This window comes from Bowmanella denitrificans (assembly GCF_039522935.1).
Taxonomy (GTDB): domain Bacteria; phylum Pseudomonadota; class Gammaproteobacteria; order Enterobacterales; family Alteromonadaceae; genus Bowmanella; species Bowmanella denitrificans.
Map to the genome: position 1 here is coordinate 17,194 of NZ_BAAAEI010000024.1, position 17,406 is coordinate 34,599.

General features: G+C 48.5%; 17 protein-coding genes. 5 read left to right on the top strand and 12 right to left on the bottom strand.

Going from position 1 to position 17,406, the window contains the following annotated elements; all coding sequences use genetic code 11:
- Positions 1-17: 17 nt before the first annotated feature.
- The 3 genes from ABD028_RS19735 to cutA all read right to left on the bottom strand — a co-directional run bounded on the left by ABD028_RS19735 (position 18) and on the right by cutA (position 3,754).
- Complete coding sequence (locus ABD028_RS19735) at positions 18-1,445, bottom strand: lytic polysaccharide monooxygenase (protein ID WP_343847176.1); 1,428 nt, start codon at positions 1,443-1,445, stop codon at positions 18-20.
- A 225-nt stretch (positions 1,446-1,670) separates the two neighbouring features.
- Positions 1,671-3,440: a protein-disulfide reductase DsbD gene (locus tag ABD028_RS19740; protein ID WP_425542143.1), complete on the bottom strand. Its 1,770-nt coding sequence runs from the start codon at positions 3,438-3,440 to the stop codon at positions 1,671-1,673.
- On the bottom strand, positions 3,437-3,754 hold the full coding sequence (cutA, locus tag ABD028_RS19745; RefSeq protein WP_343847177.1) for a divalent-cation tolerance protein CutA: 318 nt from the start codon (positions 3,752-3,754) through the stop codon (positions 3,437-3,439). The genes ABD028_RS19740 and cutA overlap by 4 nt, the downstream gene beginning before the upstream one ends.
- 116 nt (positions 3,755-3,870) lie before the next feature.
- On the opposite strand from cutA, the gene ABD028_RS19750 reads away from it, so the two are divergent.
- Both ABD028_RS19750 and ggt read left to right on the top strand, forming a co-directional pair.
- Positions 3,871-4,356 carry an FxsA family protein gene (locus tag ABD028_RS19750; protein ID WP_343847178.1) on the top strand — a complete coding sequence of 162 codons (486 nt, stop codon included), beginning with the start codon at positions 3,871-3,873 and terminating at the stop codon, positions 4,354-4,356.
- 62 nt (positions 4,357-4,418) lie between these two features.
- Complete coding sequence (ggt, locus tag ABD028_RS19755; RefSeq protein WP_343847179.1) at positions 4,419-6,065, top strand: gamma-glutamyltransferase; 1,647 nt, start codon at positions 4,419-4,421, stop codon at positions 6,063-6,065.
- Positions 6,066-6,327: 262 nt separating this feature from the next.
- On the opposite strand, the gene ABD028_RS19760 is transcribed toward ggt, so the two are convergent.
- The 7 genes from ABD028_RS19760 to ABD028_RS19790 all read right to left on the bottom strand — a co-directional run bounded on the left by ABD028_RS19760 (position 6,328) and on the right by ABD028_RS19790 (position 11,085).
- Positions 6,328-6,780 (bottom strand): hypothetical protein, encoded by a 453-nt coding sequence (locus ABD028_RS19760; protein ID WP_343847180.1) that lies wholly within the window; start codon positions 6,778-6,780, stop codon positions 6,328-6,330.
- A complete protein-coding gene (locus ABD028_RS19765; RefSeq protein ID WP_343847181.1) occupies positions 6,780-7,394 on the bottom strand; it encodes a hypothetical protein in 615 nt (204 codons plus the stop codon). Before ABD028_RS19765 ends, ABD028_RS19760 begins: the two co-directional genes overlap by 1 nt.
- 1,052 nt (positions 7,395-8,446) lie before the next feature.
- A complete protein-coding gene (locus ABD028_RS19770; protein WP_343847182.1) occupies positions 8,447-8,779 on the bottom strand; it encodes a hypothetical protein in 333 nt (110 codons plus the stop codon).
- A 78-nt stretch (positions 8,780-8,857) separates the two neighbouring features.
- Entirely contained in the window at positions 8,858-9,121 is a 264-nt protein-coding gene (locus tag ABD028_RS19775) for a Txe/YoeB family addiction module toxin (RefSeq protein ID WP_206593040.1), read from the bottom strand.
- A complete protein-coding gene (locus tag ABD028_RS19780; protein WP_102797579.1) occupies positions 9,118-9,360 on the bottom strand; it encodes a type II toxin-antitoxin system Phd/YefM family antitoxin in 243 nt (80 codons plus the stop codon). The genes ABD028_RS19775 and ABD028_RS19780 overlap by 4 nt, the downstream gene beginning before the upstream one ends.
- Before the next feature lie 127 nt (positions 9,361-9,487).
- The gene (locus ABD028_RS19785) at positions 9,488-9,805 is read right to left on the bottom strand and encodes a hypothetical protein (protein ID WP_343847183.1); all 318 of its coding nucleotides are present in this window, start codon (positions 9,803-9,805) and stop codon (positions 9,488-9,490) included.
- Positions 9,806-10,539: 734 nt separating this feature from the next.
- The gene (locus ABD028_RS19790; protein ID WP_343847184.1) at positions 10,540-11,085 is read right to left on the bottom strand and encodes a GNAT family N-acetyltransferase; all 546 of its coding nucleotides are present in this window, start codon (positions 11,083-11,085) and stop codon (positions 10,540-10,542) included.
- A 217-nt stretch (positions 11,086-11,302) separates the two neighbouring features.
- Here ABD028_RS19790 and ABD028_RS19795 point away from each other — a divergent pair, with 217 nt between their 5' ends.
- The 3 genes from ABD028_RS19795 to ABD028_RS19805 all read left to right on the top strand — a co-directional run bounded on the left by ABD028_RS19795 (position 11,303) and on the right by ABD028_RS19805 (position 15,630).
- Entirely contained in the window at positions 11,303-11,596 is a 294-nt protein-coding gene (locus ABD028_RS19795; RefSeq protein ID WP_102797584.1) for a co-chaperone GroES, read from the top strand.
- A gap of 38 nt (positions 11,597-11,634) precedes the next feature.
- Positions 11,635-13,272, top strand: a complete 1,638-nt coding sequence (gene groL, locus ABD028_RS19800) for a chaperonin GroEL (RefSeq protein ID WP_343847185.1) — start codon at positions 11,635-11,637, stop codon at positions 13,270-13,272.
- Positions 13,273-13,599: 327 nt separating this feature from the next.
- Positions 13,600-15,630: a GGDEF domain-containing protein gene (locus ABD028_RS19805; RefSeq protein ID WP_343847186.1), complete on the top strand. Its 2,031-nt coding sequence runs from the start codon at positions 13,600-13,602 to the stop codon at positions 15,628-15,630.
- An 11-nt stretch (positions 15,631-15,641) separates the two neighbouring features.
- On the opposite strand, the gene ABD028_RS19810 is transcribed toward ABD028_RS19805, so the two are convergent.
- Both ABD028_RS19810 and ABD028_RS19815 read right to left on the bottom strand, forming a co-directional pair.
- Entirely contained in the window at positions 15,642-16,433 is a 792-nt protein-coding gene (locus tag ABD028_RS19810; RefSeq protein ID WP_343847187.1) for a substrate-binding periplasmic protein, read from the bottom strand.
- Positions 16,434-16,485: 52 nt separating this feature from the next.
- Positions 16,486-17,346, bottom strand: a complete 861-nt coding sequence (locus ABD028_RS19815) for a discoidin domain-containing protein (RefSeq protein WP_343847188.1) — start codon at positions 17,344-17,346, stop codon at positions 16,486-16,488.
- Positions 17,347-17,406: the final 60 nt, after the last annotated feature.

The window sequence follows — 17,406 nt, forward strand, 5'->3', positions numbered from 1 at the left end:
TGGCCGGCCAGATTGATTTACTGCGCTTCCCAAACGTCGGCTTGGTCTGGCAGTTCGCCCAATGTCCACCACTTGGCCCGGTAAATAAGCCCCTGATAGCTGACCAGATCGTCTCTGACATACACAGTATTGGCGTCCCAGGCAGGGACATTGCCACTGTCGTTCTGTATTTCTACGTCAAAACTGGCGCTGGTACTCAGTTGACCGTCTGACACTGACAGACTGACGGTCACTGTGGTGTTCTGATTCACCTGCCCGGCACTTAAGGTGATATTTGCGCCTGAGCCCGTGTAGCTTAACGGTGCGGGCACCTGCCAGGTGAAGGTAAGGGGATCCTGCTGATCATCATAAGCATGCACATTCACAGCCGTACTTTGCCCTTCGGGCAACTGCAAGTCGCCGGGCGTGTGCACGATAGGCGCCGTGTTACCCTGTGGCGGCTGAATGCTTAAATTAAAACTATGGGAAGACTGAGCAGCAAAAACCTGATTGCTGAGCAGATTTTGACTGTCAAATTGCACGTTGCCGTTTTGGTCCTGCACCCCGACCTTAATGTCCAACGCATAATCCATATTCAGTTTGGCGGCTAAATCTGCCTGCCAGCTTTGGCTATTCTGCGCGGTGATGGGCAGCAACTCGCTGATGATTTCCTGGCCGCTACCGTCAAACAGTCGGGCCCAGACGGTATCGCCCGGGCTGGCATCCTGGCCCTGACGAACAAAGTAACTCACCGGATACCACTGATCTGGTGGGTTGGTGTCGCGCACAATAGTGATATCACTGCAGTTATAGAAACCTTCGCCCGCCACATCCTGCCGTTGCCATCTGGTATACAGAATGGCATCACCACTGCGGTTGGCCGGAATGGAGATGGTCATATCGTAATAACGCTTACCATCGGGTGCGAGGATCACACCGACATTACCCACATCCTGGATATGGTCCAGATCAGACCAATTCAGGGCCTGTGTGCTGCCGTCAAACCCTGGCTTGCTCAGGTAAAACTTCCAGAAGCTGGGGTTGTGCGGGGTGCTGGCATAAAAGCGCACATTCAGTTCATTATTGGCATTGGGTACCACCTGACTGCGTTGCCAGTGGGGAGAAGGGACGTTAATACCCTGCTTTTGCGGATCGCCGGCACTGCACAAGCTGCCATTTGGCACCGCGGCTTCAACAGCGGCCTGGTTGTAGTAATCAGCCACATTGACAGAGAACTCAATAGACTGCACAAACTGGAAGGTGCCGGTTTGCAAAAATGCCGCGCGGCAGGCTGCATTGGGAATGGCAGAACCATCCTGCGGCCACCAATAGCCCCCCTGCTCTTCACAAAATACCTGCCGGGCCTTCGGCACTTGCATGTAACCGTGGGCAGATGCCAATTGACTGTATCCCATGGCACCCAACAGGGTGACCAGAGGAAGCCAGGCTTTGCACTGTTGTTTCATTTTTATCTCCTGCTGTTATGCGGCTATATACCGCTGGTTTTTCAACGAAGAACCAACCAGGAGCAACAAAGGGCTTATTGCCTTACCTGGCAGTTGTAAACAACAAGTAAAGCATTTGTATAATATTTTGACTAATTATATCGATATAATTTATTAGCGAATGTTCTTAACTATTGATTCAGGGCCAATATGCAGATTGGCCCCATATCTGAAGCAGAGAACTTTTTACAGAGGCAGCTTAGCCAGGTGGGCAGCAAACGCCTTAGCTTGCATAAACCCGGTTACCCGGCCTTTGCCAATCTCTTGTCCCTGGGTATCGAAAAACAAAATGGTAGGCAGGCCCAGAACAAAGAAATGCTCCTGAAATGCCAGGCTCTGTGGGGTATTGTCGGTAAGGTCGATTTGCATCAATACCGTATTGGCCAGGGCTTGTTGCACCTCAGGATCTGGAAAGGTATATTTCTCAAACTCCTTACAAGCTACGCACCAGTCAGCATAGAGATCGATCATCACCGACTTACCCTCGGCATTAGCCGCGGCTAACTTAGCCTGGAAGTCTTCCAGATCTTTTACCCGCACAAATTCAGTGTGCGCAGCAGTTGTTACGCTACTGACGTTGACTGGCCCGGCCTTAAACCCCAGATGCTGGTAGCCATAGAGTGCAGAAGCCAGCAGGCCAAGAAAAATCACCAGGCTTCTGACGCCTTTAAAGAAACTTACCGGCGTGTTCTGGTTCATAACCTGCCAGTAGCTGAAGGTCGCCAGTCCCAACACCGCCCAGGCCAGATTCGTCCATAGGTTCTCTACCATCCGCTCAACAAATAGCAGGGCCACCGCCAGCATCATAAAGCCGAAAGTCACCTTCACTACATTCATCCAGTTGCCAGCCTTAGGCAACAACTTGCCTCCGGTAATACCAAATAACACCAGCGGAATCCCCATGCCAATACTCAGGGCATACAGGGCGCTGAATCCCAGCAGCAAATCGCCACTTTGCGCCACGAACAGTAAAATGCCGGTTAAAGGCGCGGTGGTACAAGGTGAAGCCACCAGGCCGGATATGGCGCCCATCAGGAAGACACCAAAATAACTGCCGCCCTTTTGCTGATTGCTCAGACTATTCAGCTTTTCCTGCCAGCCGGAGGGCAACTGCAACTCCCACACTCCGAACATCACCAACGCCAGCAGTGCAAATAACAGGATCAGGGTAATTAATATGGCGGGATGCTGCAGAGCCGCCTGAAACTGCACACCGGCAGAGGCCACAATCAGACCAAGAATCGAGTAGGTGATGGCCATACCCTGCACATACACAAAGCTCAGGCTAAAGGCTTTAGACGTACTCACCTGCTTACCCTGCCCAAGAATAATGCCGGACAAAATCGGATACATGGGAAACACGCAGGGCGTCAGTGCCAAACCCGCGCCCAGCAACACAAACAGCGCCAGGGTCCAGAGCAGACTTTGCTCGCTGGACAGCAAATCAGCCAACTCAAATTGCTGGGACTGATTGGCCAGCGGTGCATCAGCCGCTGGTGTCACGTTACCGCTGACTTGCTCCAGGTAAACAACTTTAACAGTGGCCGGATAACATAAACCCGCTTCGGCGCAGCCCTGGAAACTGACTTTAACCACGGCATCCTGCTCAGCCGCCTGGATGGGAAAGCGTATATCCAGCTGATTAAAAAACACATCAGACACGCCAAAATAGTCATCTTCAATCTGTCTGGCTGGCGGAAAAGCAGGTTCACCCAGGGTGGCGTCTTTTACTACGGTTTTAAATTGCTTTTTGTAGAGATAGTAACCCTCGGCTATTTCCCAGCTCAGTACCAGTTCATTACCCTGCTGGCGAAAATCAAACTTAAATGCTTCGTCCACCGGTAAAAAGGTCGGCTGGTCAGCGAACAGATCACCCAGTGGGTCCTGCGCGTGGCTAAGGGGGGAAAGGCCCAGCAATAGGACCATCCAGGTGACTTGCAACAATGTTTTCATCATTTTGTACAACTTTTAATCCATTCCAGATAAGTAGGGCTGCCATCGGCAATCTCTATGATTAACCATTCCGGCTCATCATAGGGGTGCAATCCGACCACCAGCTTATACAAGGCGTCGAGCTTCGGCTTGTAGGTTTTCGACACCAACTGCACTTCACTGTCGGTCTGTAACTCACCCCGCCACTGATAAACGGATTCCAGGCCAGGAATAATATTGACACAGGCTGCCAATCCTTGCTCAACCGACTGTCGGGCAATATTTCTGGCACTTTCCAGATCAGGGCAGGTGCACAGCACCAGGCAAAATTCAGACATAAGGACCTTGGAACAGGTTAAACACTTTCATTGCCACACTTTGTAACAGTGACAGCCTTGGATTTGGGTGAACGCGCCCAAACTATACCTCTAATTCACAGCTTTTTGGATGTCTCATGGGAAAACTCCTGTTCTCGTTATTTGTACTGATGCCCATCGTGGAGATTGCCCTGTTGATAGAAGTTGGTGAGCAAATTGGTGGTTGGCCCACCATAGGACTGGTGATCCTCACTGCTGCCATTGGCGCGGCATTGGTTCGCCAGCAGGGTGTTGCCACGTTGATGCAGGCCAGACGCAAAATGGATAATGGTCAACTGCCTGGCCAGGAAATGCTCGAAGGCCTGATGTTGGCTGTGTCGGGGGTATTGCTGCTCACGCCGGGTTTTGTCACCGATGCCTTGGGGCTGTTTTTAGTGCTGCCTTTCAGTCGCCCGGTCATTGCCCGTTGGCTGATGAAACGTGCGGTGGTGGCAGGCTCCACCACTCAGACATCAGGCTTTTACCAGTATCAGCAAAGAGGTGATCAGGGCAGCACCTTTGAAGGGGAATATGAGGTTAAGCGGGATGGCCGTGATCCTAAATTACCCCCTGATAATCGCTGATACATGGACTTCCCCCACCGGCCCCGATAAGGTGTTAAGCAAATAACTGCTAAGGAGTCGCCATGCGCAGGCTGTTTTCCTTCATCCTGATTTTTCTGTCCTTCACCACTCAGGCTGCCGAACAAGCGGCAGTCGCCATGCCGGATAGCTATAGTGCCGATGCGGCGGTTGCGGTACTTAAAGATGGCGGTAACGCCGTGGACGCAGCCGTAACGGCAGGTTTTGTGCTGGCCGTGACCCTGCCCGAAGCCGGTAATATTGGTGGTGGTGGCTTTATGCTGATCCATCAAGACGGCAAGGCTGATTTTCTCGACTACCGCGAAAAAGCGCCGTTAAAGGCCCACCGCGATATGTATCTGGATGACCAGGGGCAGGTGCTCCGTAACAAGCCCCTTTACGGTATTCTGGCCTCCGGCGTACCCGGCTCGGTGATGGGTATGTGGCAAGCACACCAGAAATATGGCAGTAAGCCCTGGAAAGACTTGCTGCAGCCCGCCATCCAACTGGCCGAACAAGGCTTTATTCCCCATGAAAAACTGGTCCGTCATGTAAATGGCTATATTGAGCGGGTTCAAAAAGACCGCCATGGTCGTAACTTTGATCAGTATTTTTCAGCCATGCAAAGCGATGTGCCGTTTAAGCAACCGGAACTGGCCGCCACCCTTAAACGCATCGCCGAGCATGGTCCCAAGGATTTCTATCAGGGAAAAACCGCAGATTTGCTGGTGAGCTTTATGCAAAAGCACGGCGGCCTGATCAATAAGCAGGATATGGCCAGTTACCAGGCTATCTGGCGCACACCTATTAGTGCTGACTGGCAGGGCTATCAGGTCCTATCCGCACCACCACCCAGTTCAGGCGGCATAGTATTGGTACAGATGCTGAAAATGCAGGCGTTGCTCAGCAAGGAATTCCAGGGCCTGGCCCACAACTCTGCCCAGTATATTCACTTACTGGCCGAACTGGCCAAGCTGGGTTTTGCTGACCGCGCGGAGTATATGGGCGATCCGGATTTTTATCAGGTGCCGGTTAAAGACTTGCTGGCGGATAACTATCTGGCCGAACGTGCAAAGTTGGTTAACAGCAAAGCCATCTCCAGCACCGAAAAGGTTAAACCCGGTCTGAAGGAAAGCGAAGACACCACTCACTACTCAGTGGTGGATAAATGGGGGAATGCGGTCTCCACTACCACCACCATCAACCTCAGCTTTGGCAGTGGCATGGTGGTGGACGGCGCGGGCTTTCTGCTGAATGACGAAATGGACGATTTCAGTGCTAAGCCGGGGGTACCGAATTTCTTCGGTGCGGTCGGCAAAGAAGCCAACGAAATCGCCCCACAAAAACGCATGTTATCGTCTATGACCCCCAGTATCCTGCTGAAAGGCAACAAAGTTGAGATGGTGACCGGTTCCCCCGGTGGTACCACTATTATCAGCTCGGTATTTCAGTCGATGCTGAATCGCGTACTCTTTGATATGCATGCACAGCAACTGGTAGATGCGCCAAGAATTCACCATCAGTTGTTACCAAAAGATGAGATCCGTCATCACAATGGCCTGGCAGCAGACGTGCAGTCCCGCTTGCAAGATATGGGCTATCATCTGAAAAACCGCGGCTTTGGTGATTTACAGGTGATCAGCCGTAATAGCCAGGGCGAACTGGAAGCGGCTTCACAAAGTAGTGGGCGCGGTAAATCTGTGGTGTTTTGATGTTGGAATGAGAAGTCCTATTGGCCCCAGCAAAAATACATGAGAAAAAATATTGGTATTCTCAACGTATCCTCGGCTTATAACGAATGATATGGACTCCCCTTTCCTGAGGTTCTGCCACGCTTAACTGGCAGCTGTTGAGCTGTTAACAGTTCACAGCCACTCAATCTTGAGATCCTTGTGTGACTAAGCGCAGTCACGCAAGTGGAGATTGATAAGGCTCGATAAAATCCACACTGCGCACCAATTTAATATGCTTTATTTAGAGCTTCTTTAGGTCTAGCCAGCTTTTATGAAAAAGCGACATTTTTCTTTTGACTGGGTACTTATTATTAAATAAAGTGTACTTAGGATGTGAATATACTTTCAAAATCCATTGCTCATCGTTATCAAAAAACGAAAAAACAATATCTCCCGAATCGGTAAGAGAAAGATTTCTGAGCATTCCTTCTGAATACATGACAGAGAGCTCCAGTGAATCCATAAGATTTAAACTATCGCTAAAGTAGTATATGTATAGAGCCTCTTCGAAAGGGTTTCCTTCTGTGACCAAGACAAGGAAGTTTTCTCCTATTTTATACTGTGCTTCCAGAACTTTTCCTTGAACGTAAAATTGCTTTTTTAATTTTTCATTTTCAAGCAAAACTCTTGGCATTTCATCAGGCTTTTCTATCGTATCTATTACATGAAATTCCTTTATTTCCTTTGTGGGCATCAGAAAAACCACCCAAAAGTGAAATCAGCACCTAGCGCACCCAATGCCCCTCCTACAAACACCCCGATAGTTACACAAACAGGAGCACCTGGCCCACAAGCGAGTCCTGCCAACGCACCGCCAGCAACGCCGATAGTAACAACCAACAATCCCCGACCTAGCTTACTATAATTACTGGCCGCTGCATTCATAGATGGTCTTGGTCTGCCGGAGCTTTCTATAATCTCGAGATATACCCTATTTTTATTTGCGGCGGATAAATTCGAAAATGACTTTGCGAACATGTTCATTGAATATTTATCAGTTAATTCTGAAAGTGTTAGTCCAGTCTTCTTTAACTTTACCGCTATCGCCTTGCCTACATCACTTGTTCGTAAACGTTGTGCTTCAAGAATTTGATTTCGCATCCCTTGCACCTGCTTTGCTGCTTCCTCTGCCGTTATTGCTCCAGAACTAACCTTCGCACGGTATTCTCGAGATAACTCTCTGGTTTGACTGATGTAACTCATCCTGACCTTGCCATCATTTATAAACCTTTGGGCAAAATTCAGTGCAGCTGACTCCATTTGAGATAAGGAGCCTTCCAATAAACTTCTATCGTAAACCTGATTCATTCAGTAGATCCTCTTGTAGTCCTAACAAAGGATATGGACTCCCCCTTTCCCAGGGTTTTACCACGCTTAGGTGGCAACCATTGAGGTGAACCGTCCATGTCAAACTTTAACTATTACTATGGCATTGGGTTAGCCAAACTGAATTTTAGTATCCACGGCGAAAGCTTGCCTGACAAGGTTTGAATAACATGACTTCCTTGTCCTTTATGACATGCCCTCCATGGCATGCCAGTCCCATTTACAACAAGCACTCTGCCTGTTGCCTTGCAGGCCAGCTAAAGCTGTTCAATCTGGTTCCTGACCAGATTGTCTTTACTGCGCGGTAAAGAAACGAGACGCAAAGAAAGCGCGCCCGCTGGATTCCCAACAACGTCAGTCCAGGCCACTACCAAAAGGCGGTCGTGAAAACGACGTTCCAGACGCGTCTTCCACTCAATTTGCTCCCAGCAAATTGCCCCCCCTTTAGCAGCGCCCTGAACCGACCGGGAATTTTTTAGCGGGGAGTAAAGCGGCTCGGGCCGCTTGGGGGCAAAGCTTTGGTTCAGTTGACCCAACTCCAATATCAATGAACCTAATATCAATGAACCTGACCCCGTTGATCGCAGCGAGTGATTTTCCGATGACTTAACTTGTTATACACGTTTTTCATTTGGCTTAAAAGCTGTTGCACAAATTAACAAACCAGCACCATGAAATATGCCGATTATGTTACTTAGGGTAATTATTGAAATAGATGAACCTACAAAATATTCAGTCGCTGGAATTGCCAGTAAACCACTTAGACAGACAACGGATAAACCCAAAGTAAAACGAACCTTTCCTTAGTGTTGGAATCTCCAGACAATAATTCCAGAAATGCAGGAAAGTATGATTGTTGAAAGGTTTACTTGAATCGCAGTGCTCAAAATATCCATATTTTTCTCAACTAGCTCCAGTTCATAGCGTATAACGCTTGCCGTAAACGGCACAAAATAGCAGGCTAAAATTGGCGACTAAGGAGCACAAGCCTGCTGTTTTGTGTCCTTCGTTTAACGGCTTTGTTAAGTGCCGCTTCATTTATGACCTAACAAATTTAATGCTTGTATCTGAGAGAAAACCTCAACGGTTACTTTAAAGTTATCTTCTATTAAATACTTACCTTCACCTATTTCAGGAAAGGTTTTAAAAATATTTTGGTTAAGTGATTCTTCAAAGCCTTTATAGGAAGTAAAGTTCTTTTCGGCCTCATCTGAGTCATACACGACTACAACCCAAATGTAATCTTGATTTATTTTCCCAAGGATTTTCAGATAAATTGAGTCTGATTTATATTTGTCATAAACATAATCTTTTAATTCATCTGGTATCCATTCAAAATTCAGCAAACTTTCGATTTCGGAGTCCATTTTCTATTAGGCACCTAACGCCCAAAACAGTGGGGAACCAGCTTGCTGGTGATCCGCTGCTTTTGATTGTTATAGCTTTCATTCATAGTGGGTCCACAACCGAAGTACCTTAATGGATTTTTCTTTTTCTAATACTTGGTATACCAACCGGTGCTGTATATTGATTCTGCGTGAGTAGGCACCTGCCAAATCACCAACTAATTTTTCATAGGGCGGCGGATTCTGATAGGGGTTTTCTTCAATAATTTGGAGCAACTCCTTGGCCTTATCTTTTAATCCAGAAGAAGCTAGTTTGCGCGCGTCTTTTTGTGCCTGCTTTGTGTAATAAACTTTCCACGTCACCAATCAAGCTCCTGGTCACACTCCCCCAAGTCGGCCTCCATACCTTCGCGGATTGATTCACGCATACCAGGGATCGATACCAGGTGTAATGTCTCGTTTATAGCATTCCAGTCCTCTTCAGACAGGAGCACGGCATTACCTCTTTTTCCTGTAATAACAATAGGTTGGTGACTGGTGGACGCCTCGTCTATCAGTGCATATAGCTTAGAACGGGCTTCTGTAGCATTTAATGTGGTCATGATTCACCTCCAGACCGGAAAGCGTACGCCATATCGTACGCTAGGTCAAGGTGCTAGTAGCTATAACGCCTTGCTCATCGGAAAATTGTGAGCGCAGCGAGTAATTTTTTCCGGGTGCAGTAACTTGTTATACCCGATCGTGACGTTTGAATACATCAAGTCTATGAGCAAGACTAACACCCTTACATTCTGATGGTTTTCTATATAGTTTAACTCCGGAATCACTAAACAGTTTGTCTTGACTAGTAATAATGCACTGAACAAAAGTGTTGCTAGTTACCTTCTTATTAGTGACTAAGTCTTTAAAGTTGGTGATCCCTAATCCGATATAGCGAGAGAAGAATATATACCACACAACATCAAAAGCTGAGTTTTTGTTAGATGCTGCTACTAATTCTTTTTCAACTATCTGTTTGATAAACGGTTTTAGCGCCTCTTTATACATATTGATTTATCAACTCTATTTCAGCATTGCTGGGTTTGCCAGAAAAATCAGCAGCAGCTAAAGGCCATTAGCCATGTTCTGTATATCAACGGCTGTATCCCCTAAGCGGCCCAAGCCGCTTTGCTCCCCGCTAAAAAATTCCCAGTCGGTTCAGGGTGCTGCTAAAAGGGGGGCAATTTGCTGGGAGCAAATTGAGTGGAAGACGCGTCGGGAACGTCGTTTTCACGACCGCCTTTTAGTAGTGCCCTGGACTGACGTAGTTGGGAATCCAGCGGGCGCCTTTTCTTTGCGTCTCGTTTCTTGGAGGCGTATCAAAGAAATGGGACTGGCGCGCCAAGGACGGCGCGTCATATAAGACAAGGACGTCATGTATCAAGCCTTGTACAGGTAATTATTTCTCTACCACGAAAATCAAAAGAACACGGACCGTGCCTTTGGCCGATATTGGAATACCTCTCGCGGTGACGCAAGAAGCGCAAAGAAAAGCTCGCAGAGGTATTTACTGCTTTTAGCTCCTCTGGGTTCTCAGCGACTTTGCGAGAAGGGCTTTTTCGTGGTGAAACACATTTTACTTATTAATGAGGCGTTCAGGCGCCAGATTAAGCAGCGTTAGCTGGCCCGCCGGGCAACAGGCTGGCCATCTGCTATCGATAAAAAACTGTGCTGATATTTTTTACGCATTGCCTGTGAACGCATTATGTACCAAGTACAGATTGTTTTTTTCACTACAACTTTCACGATGAGCCTGGCCATTCATCCGCCAAAACCGCCATCAACAAATCATCACACCACTGTCCTTTAAACCAGAGCGACTGTTTCAGCAGACCTTCATGGCGAAAACCCAGACGTTCAAATAACAGTACCGAAGGCTGATTACGTGGATCGATAGAGACATGAATGCGATGCAGTCCATAGTGCTGGAACAAATGCGAAATCAGTGCCCGTAGCGCCTCAGTGGCATAGCCCTGTCCCTGATAATGCGGCGCAACCGCCACGCCAAGCTCGGCCTGCTGGCCGTCAGCATCTACACAAAAGGCCAGATCCCCCAGCAGTGTTTGCCCGGGTTGATTGATTATTACCCATTGCCACCACTGTTCTTTGCTGTCCGCAGGTAAATCTGCCATGTTGTTGGCATACACTGCCACTTCCTCTGCACTGGCTGGCACCCAGCCTTGATACCGGGCCACTTCAGGCAAACTGCGATAACTGTATACTGCCTGTGCATCCTCCGTACTTATTGGTCGTAGCAGCAACCGTTCGGTGTTGAGATAGGCAGGCATAACTTCACTCCTTGTTCAAAATACTGATGGCTGTGCCACTTTGGTTGAAAGCAAAAAAAATCACAAATTTTTTGCTTGTGGCTCTTGAGATCGATTCGACGACCCCCAAATAGGCTGGCAGACAAGTTTCAGGCGAGCCGAACTATCGGCTTGCCACACTTTCCCCGAGACTTCGGGATATATCATCCTATATTGGAATTTTTCAGGAGATTTGAGCATGAAAATCCGTCCTTTACACGACCGCGTTATCGTCAAGCGCCAAGAGCAGGAAAGCAAATCTGCTGGTGGTATCGTCCTGACTGGTTCAGCCGCAGAGAAATCTACCCGTGGTGAAGTTATCGCAGTCGGCAATGGCCGTATTCTGGATAACGGTGACGTGAAAGCGCTGGACGTAAAAGTTGGCGATATCGTGATTTTCAACGATGGTTACGGCGTCAAGACCCAGAAAGTCGACGGCGAGGAAGTGCTGATCATGAGTGAAAGCGACATCCTGGCCGTAGTTGAAGCCTGATAAACCCACCGATTAACTGAATTTAGAGGAATGTAAACATGGCAGCGAAAGAAGTTCGTTTTGGTGATGACGCCCGCACAAGAATGCTGAAAGGCGTAAATATCCTGGCTAATGCCGTTAAAGTTACCCTGGGTCCAAAAGGCCGCAACGTAGTGCTGGAAAAATCCTTCGGCGCTCCTACCATCACTAAAGATGGTGTATCTGTGGCCAAAGAGATCGAGCTGGAAGACAAGTTCGAGAACATGGGCGCGCAGATGGTTAAGGAAGTTGCTTCCAAAGCCAATGACGAAGCGGGTGACGGTACTACTACCGCTACCGTGCTGGCCCAGGCCATCGTAGTTGAAGGTCTGAAGTCTGTTGCTGCGGGTATGAACCCAATGGATCTGAAGCGCGGTATCGACAAAGCCGTCGCCGTCGCCGTTGAAGAGCTCAAAACCCTGTCTGTACCTTGTGCAGACAGCAAAGCTATCGCTCAGGTAGGTACTATTTCTGCCAACTCCGACGAAGAAATCGGCAAGATCATTGCTGATGCCATGGACAAAGTGGGTAAAGAAGGCGTTATCACTGTTGAAGAAGGCCAGGCTCTGCAAAATGAGCTGGACGTAGTAGAAGGTATGCAGTTCGACCGTGGTTACCTGTCTCCTTACTTCATCAACAAAGCTGAAAACGGCACCGTTGAGCTGGACAACCCTTTCATCCTGCTGGTTGACAAGAAAGTGTCCAATATCCGTGAACTGCTGCCAGTTCTGGAAGGTGTAGCCAAGTCGTCCAAGCCGCTGCTGATCATCGCTGAAGATGTAGAAGGCGAAGCGCTGGCCACTCTGGTGGTTAACAATATGCGCGGTATCGTGAAAGTGGCTGCGGTTAAAGCACCTGGTTTCGGTGACCGTCGTAAAGCCATGCTGCAGGACATCGCGGTTCTGACCGGTGGTACGGTTATTTCTGAAGAAATCGGTCTGGATCTGGAAAAAGCCAGCCTGGAAGATCTGGGTACCGCCAAACGTGTGGTTATCAACAAAGACAACACCACTATCGTTGACGGTGCTGGCGAGCAGGCTGCAATTGAAGCCCGCTGCGGTCAAATCCGTGCCCAAGTGGAAGAATCTACTTCAGATTACGATAAAGAGAAGCTGCAAGAGCGTCTGGCCAAACTGGCTGGCGGTGTAGCTGTCATCAAGGTTGGCGCAGCCACCGAGATGGAAATGAAAGAGAAGAAAGCCCGCGTTGAAGATGCCCTGCATGCAACCCGTGCTGCGGTTGAAGAAGGTGTGGTCCCTGGTGGTGGCGTAGCCCTGGTTCGCGCAGCAGCCAAAGTTGGCGAGCTGAAAGGCGACAACGAAGATCAGACTCACGGTATCAAACTGGCGCTGCGCGCCATGGAAGCGCCGCTGCGTCAAATCTCTACCAACGCCGGTGCAGAAGCTTCTGTAGTGGTAAACAAAGTTAAAGCCGGTTCAGGTAACTTTGGTTACAACGCAGGTAACGACAGCTACGGCGATATGCTGGAAATGGGTATTCTGGATCCAACCAAAGTAACCCGCAGCGCCCTGCAATTCGCTGCCTCTGTGGCCAGCCTGATGATCACCACAGAAGCCATGGTAGCCGAGCTGCCTAAAGAAGATGCACCTGCCATGCCTGATATGGGCGGTATGGGTGGCATGGGCGGCATGATGTAATCAAGCCAGCCAAGGCTATCTAAGCTTTTAAAACCCGGCCTCAGTGCCGGGTTTTTTATTACTGCATTGATAAAGGTTATATGGCTCAAAAGTAAATTCATCCCTTTATCAATATCCCAAATACCTCTCGACTTTTCTTCGGTACTTTTCTGTCTGCACAGAACATTTTTCTTTTATTAGCGGTTAAAATTCTCTACAGTGCCGCTTAATTGCTGCTAATAACCCATTCTAAAAAGCAATAGAAATAGGGAGATTCTCGCTCGTAGCCTGATAATCAGAATCTAATCCCCTGTATTGTCTGAATCATTTCCGGATTGAAAATCTGACATGAAAGCCATTGTATTTTTTCTGGCTGTGGCAAGTTTTTCTATTAACAGTTTTGCCTCAGCCACTTCGCAACAAGAATTTGAAAGCCGTCTGTCTGGTATTGAAAAACTGGTTTATGCCATCCCCAGTAAAGCTCAGGCCGAATTGGCACAAATGGAAGAAGAGTTGCTGATAGACAATCAGACAGATGATTTGCTGATTCGATATTATCTGACTAAATCCACTATTTATTACCTGCTGCAGGATTACAACTTAAGTCTGCAGGCAGCCAGGCAAGGGCTGAAACTGGCGCAGCCGGATAGCTCAGAGGGCCTGCAACTCAACCTCAAAGTTATTCAGGCCATGCTCAACTTAGGCCAGCCACAAGAAGCCGTAGCGCAATTAGATACGCTTTTGCAGATCGCTCAGTCACGCGGCGACAAGCTGGTTGAGGCTGAAGCGCTACTGACCAAGGGCATGCATCTGGATTCGCAGGGGGCGTTGAAACGTTCCTATGCGGCGATATTGTCTTCAATCAACAGTGCTGAAGCTAGCGGTAATAGTGAATTAGCCGGCCGGGCAGCATTTGCCTTGGGCAGAGTGCTGTTGAAGCTAAATGGTTTTGAACGTTCCCAGGTAATGTTGCAGGAAGCGCAAAGCTTTTTTGAAAGTCGAAAAATGTCTTTCAGCCAAATGCTGGCATTACTGGATATCGCCGCCTTACATGAAAAACAACAACAGTTGGACCAGGCGTTAGCGTCCTATCAGTCGGCATTGATGCTGGCCGACATTCTGGGTGACGGGCGTTATCGTTTCCGCATTCACCTGCATCTGGCCGACCTTTACCGGGACACCGAGCAAAAGCAACAGATGCAACAACATTTGCAAGCAGCCGATGAGTTGCAAAACCGTGAAATCCTGCCCTACTACATGGCTAAATTCCAACTGCTCAAGGCACAAAACCTGTTGGATAGAAATGACCTGGACAACCTGGTGAGCTTTCTGGCCGGGGTGATACCCGCTCTGCAATCCAGCGCACCGCTTTACCGCTCGCAAGTGGAACTGCTAAAAGTGGCTGCACAAGGATATGCCGGAAAAGGAGACTATCAGCTGGCCTACCAGCTTTTCAGTGAATACCACCGCAAATATTCAAGCTTTAACAACCAACAGCATTTGCAGGATCTGGCCCGCCAACAGGTATTGTTTGAACTGGAGCGACTGGAATACGAAAACCATAACCTGAACTGGAAAAACGTGTTGCAGAAGCTGGAAATTGAAGAGTCACAAAGTACCGTGTCAAATCTTGCTTCAACCCTGACCTGGCTGTTGCTTTTTGCCGTGACACTTCTGCTGGTGATATTGTGGATAAATCGTTCAAGGGTAAAGTGGGGAAAGCTGGCCAGAACCGACACCCTGACGGGGCTCTACAACAGGCGCTACTTAACCGAGTGGTACAGCAGACAGTTTTATCAGGGAGAAGGACTACCCTTTACCCAGCGCTTGATCTTCCGACTAACCGGACTTGCTTCACAGTTTAAGCAGGACTCAACGAAACAGATGGCATCTGAGGACTTGGGGGCCAAACTGGCCAAGCACATGCGCCGCTTAAAGCGAGCAGCCATTCAGGAGCAACAAAGTGGTCCCTTTACCCTGATTCTGACCGACATAGATTATTTTAAGAATATTAATGACAACCACGGCCATGACAGTGGTGACAGGGTGTTAGCCAAAGTAGCGGCGGTGTTTAAAGACAATGTCAGAAGCACTGATGTGGTGGCCCGGGTAGGTGGCGAAGAATTTATGATTATGCTGCCTAATACCGACTATCAAGCTGGATTGCGCATTGCCGAGACATTAAGAGAACGTGTGGCCGAACAGCCTGTGGCCCTGGACAGTGGCCAATTTGTACAAGTAACGGCAAGTTTTGGCGTGTTAACCACCAGCCCGGCCAAGGGTACAGACTTTACTGAGTTATGTAGCAAAGTGGACGAGTTACTCTATGCAGCCAAGGCGCAGGGCAGAAACTGTGTCGTCAGCCTGCAAACGAGCTGACAGACAGAACACTAAAACTCGGCATCCGACAGCGATTCAATCCCATAGCGGGACAGAATAGCCTGCAGGCTGCCATCGGCCTGCAGTTTTCTTAAAGCCTGATAGAACTCGGGCATTTTTTCGTTAAATGGCGATTCCTTGGACAATACCATATAGCTGCGAACAGGCAGCCACTCCTGGTAAGCCACTTTACGAATTTGATCTGCTCCACCCAATGACACCAGCATATACTCGAAGGTGGAATCCACACTGATCACCAGGTCCACCCGCCCTTTTAACAACAACTGAATTTGCATTTCTTCAGTGGCCAAAGGCACCTTACGCAGGGTCTGATCCTGATTAAAACGGGGAAAATATACCGCACCACGGGTTAAACCGATGCTGTAGTTTTTAAGGTCATCGTAATGCTCAACTCGTATATTGCGGTCGGCTCTGGTGTAGAAAGAGTAAGATGAACGTAATTGATAGTAAGGAGGTTCAATATAATTGAGAAATGTCTGACGCTCAGATGTTTTCAACAACCCCATCATCAGATCCAGTTGGCTTTGTTCCATCATCAACAGACAGCGGCTCAGTGGACAATTTACGGTGCGAATCTCAATATCCATTTGTGCCGCTACCAACTGCAGGATTTCCAGATCCATACCCGATGCCCCACCATCGGCATGCACTACGCTATAGGGAGGAGAATGATGATACGCCACCAGAATAGCTGGCCGGGCCCATGCCCAGCCGCAGATAAAATACACCAGAAAAAGCACTTTCATTGCACAAATAGCCGCAGCAACCAGCAGGCACTGCATCAATCCTCAAGCTTCAGCCATCTATCAGCTATAGCTGACCAGCATGGCTTTGTCACTGCTGCTTCTGGAATAACTCCAATTCGTCAATTTCGATAAAGGTACGATCCCCATGGTTGTTGATCACCTTCAGTCTGAAATAGCGGGCAGACACCGGCGATGCCAGACTACCGGTTTGATCAGCCACTCGGGAAAGTCGGAAAGACTCATGATCGGCATAACTCTCACCGTCATTTGATACCTGCAAGGTCACATCCCGCGGTCCACGGCCAAGATCTGTGGATTTTTGATTCAGCACCACGCGCATACCGGCAATTTTAACCTTGCGGCCAAAATCTATCTGTAACCAGTTGGGGGTGTCTTTGTCTAATTTGATCAGCCACAAGCCCCGATGAATGGATTCACCGGCATCGTCATTTATTTGCTCGTCAAAGGTATGGCCGTCGAAAGCGGCAGCAGCAACATCGCTGCCATAATGGCCACTGGCGGTGTAACTTTCTTCGGTAAGACCGTTGGAATTGATCAAAGCCACATTACCTAAGGCACCCGTTTCCACCAGCAGGTCATCTTCGTCGCCGATATCGCCGAAACCATCGCCTTGCATGGCTGCCACATACTCAAGCTCACACAGCCCGCTGCTGTCAGGTAGATAACCGAGACGAATAGTTTGATTGCTGCTTCTGGCCAGCATTAAAAAATCCAGCCAATTCTGGGCATAGGCCTGATCCAGATGAAAACCTATAGGCCAGTCTCCTTCACGGCAGACCAGCGGATTTTCTTCATCCTGTTTAACCCCTAGCAGGATGCTACCGGATTTACCGATACGCAGGTTGTTGAGTTTGCCAACAAACTCTTTGCTTTCTGCCCCCTGAGACACAGCAGGTAAGAGCGCCAAAGCAACGACTAAAGCTTTCATTACGACTCCTTATTGGGTTCTCACTCCCTGCATGCCCTACAGCAAGTTTTATACCCAATA

What these genes read in the sequence shown, in the direction of transcription:
- ABD028_RS19735 (WP_343847176.1), bottom strand. Translation starts at nt 1,445, where the DNA reads ATGAAACAACAGTGCAAAGCCTGGCTTCCTCTGGTCACCCTGTTGGGT.
- ABD028_RS19740 (WP_425542143.1), bottom strand. Translation starts at nt 3,440, where the DNA reads ATGATGAAAACATTGTTGCAAGTCACCTGGATGGTCCTATTGCTGGGC.
- cutA (WP_343847177.1), bottom strand. Translation starts at nt 3,754, where the DNA reads ATGTCTGAATTTTGCCTGGTGCTGTGCACCTGCCCTGATCTGGAAAGT.
- ABD028_RS19750 (WP_343847178.1), top strand. Translation starts at nt 3,871, where the DNA reads ATGGGAAAACTCCTGTTCTCGTTATTTGTACTGATGCCCATCGTGGAG.
- ggt (WP_343847179.1), top strand. Translation starts at nt 4,419, where the DNA reads ATGCGCAGGCTGTTTTCCTTCATCCTGATTTTTCTGTCCTTCACCACT.
- ABD028_RS19760 (WP_343847180.1), bottom strand. Translation starts at nt 6,780, where the DNA reads ATGCCCACAAAGGAAATAAAGGAATTTCATGTAATAGATACGATAGAA.
- ABD028_RS19765 (WP_343847181.1), bottom strand. Translation starts at nt 7,394, where the DNA reads ATGAATCAGGTTTACGATAGAAGTTTATTGGAAGGCTCCTTATCTCAA.
- ABD028_RS19770 (WP_343847182.1), bottom strand. Translation starts at nt 8,779, where the DNA reads ATGGACTCCGAAATCGAAAGTTTGCTGAATTTTGAATGGATACCAGAT.
- ABD028_RS19780 (WP_102797579.1), bottom strand. Translation starts at nt 9,360, where the DNA reads ATGACCACATTAAATGCTACAGAAGCCCGTTCTAAGCTATATGCACTG.
- ABD028_RS19785 (WP_343847183.1), bottom strand. Translation starts at nt 9,805, where the DNA reads ATGTATAAAGAGGCGCTAAAACCGTTTATCAAACAGATAGTTGAAAAA.
- ABD028_RS19790 (WP_343847184.1), bottom strand. Translation starts at nt 11,085, where the DNA reads ATGCCTGCCTATCTCAACACCGAACGGTTGCTGCTACGACCAATAAGT.
- ABD028_RS19795 (WP_102797584.1), top strand. Translation starts at nt 11,303, where the DNA reads ATGAAAATCCGTCCTTTACACGACCGCGTTATCGTCAAGCGCCAAGAG.
- groL (WP_343847185.1), top strand. Translation starts at nt 11,635, where the DNA reads ATGGCAGCGAAAGAAGTTCGTTTTGGTGATGACGCCCGCACAAGAATG.
- ABD028_RS19805 (WP_343847186.1), top strand. Translation starts at nt 13,600, where the DNA reads ATGAAAGCCATTGTATTTTTTCTGGCTGTGGCAAGTTTTTCTATTAAC.
- ABD028_RS19810 (WP_343847187.1), bottom strand. Translation starts at nt 16,433, where the DNA reads ATGCAGTGCCTGCTGGTTGCTGCGGCTATTTGTGCAATGAAAGTGCTT.
- ABD028_RS19815 (WP_343847188.1), bottom strand. Translation starts at nt 17,346, where the DNA reads ATGAAAGCTTTAGTCGTTGCTTTGGCGCTCTTACCTGCTGTGTCTCAG.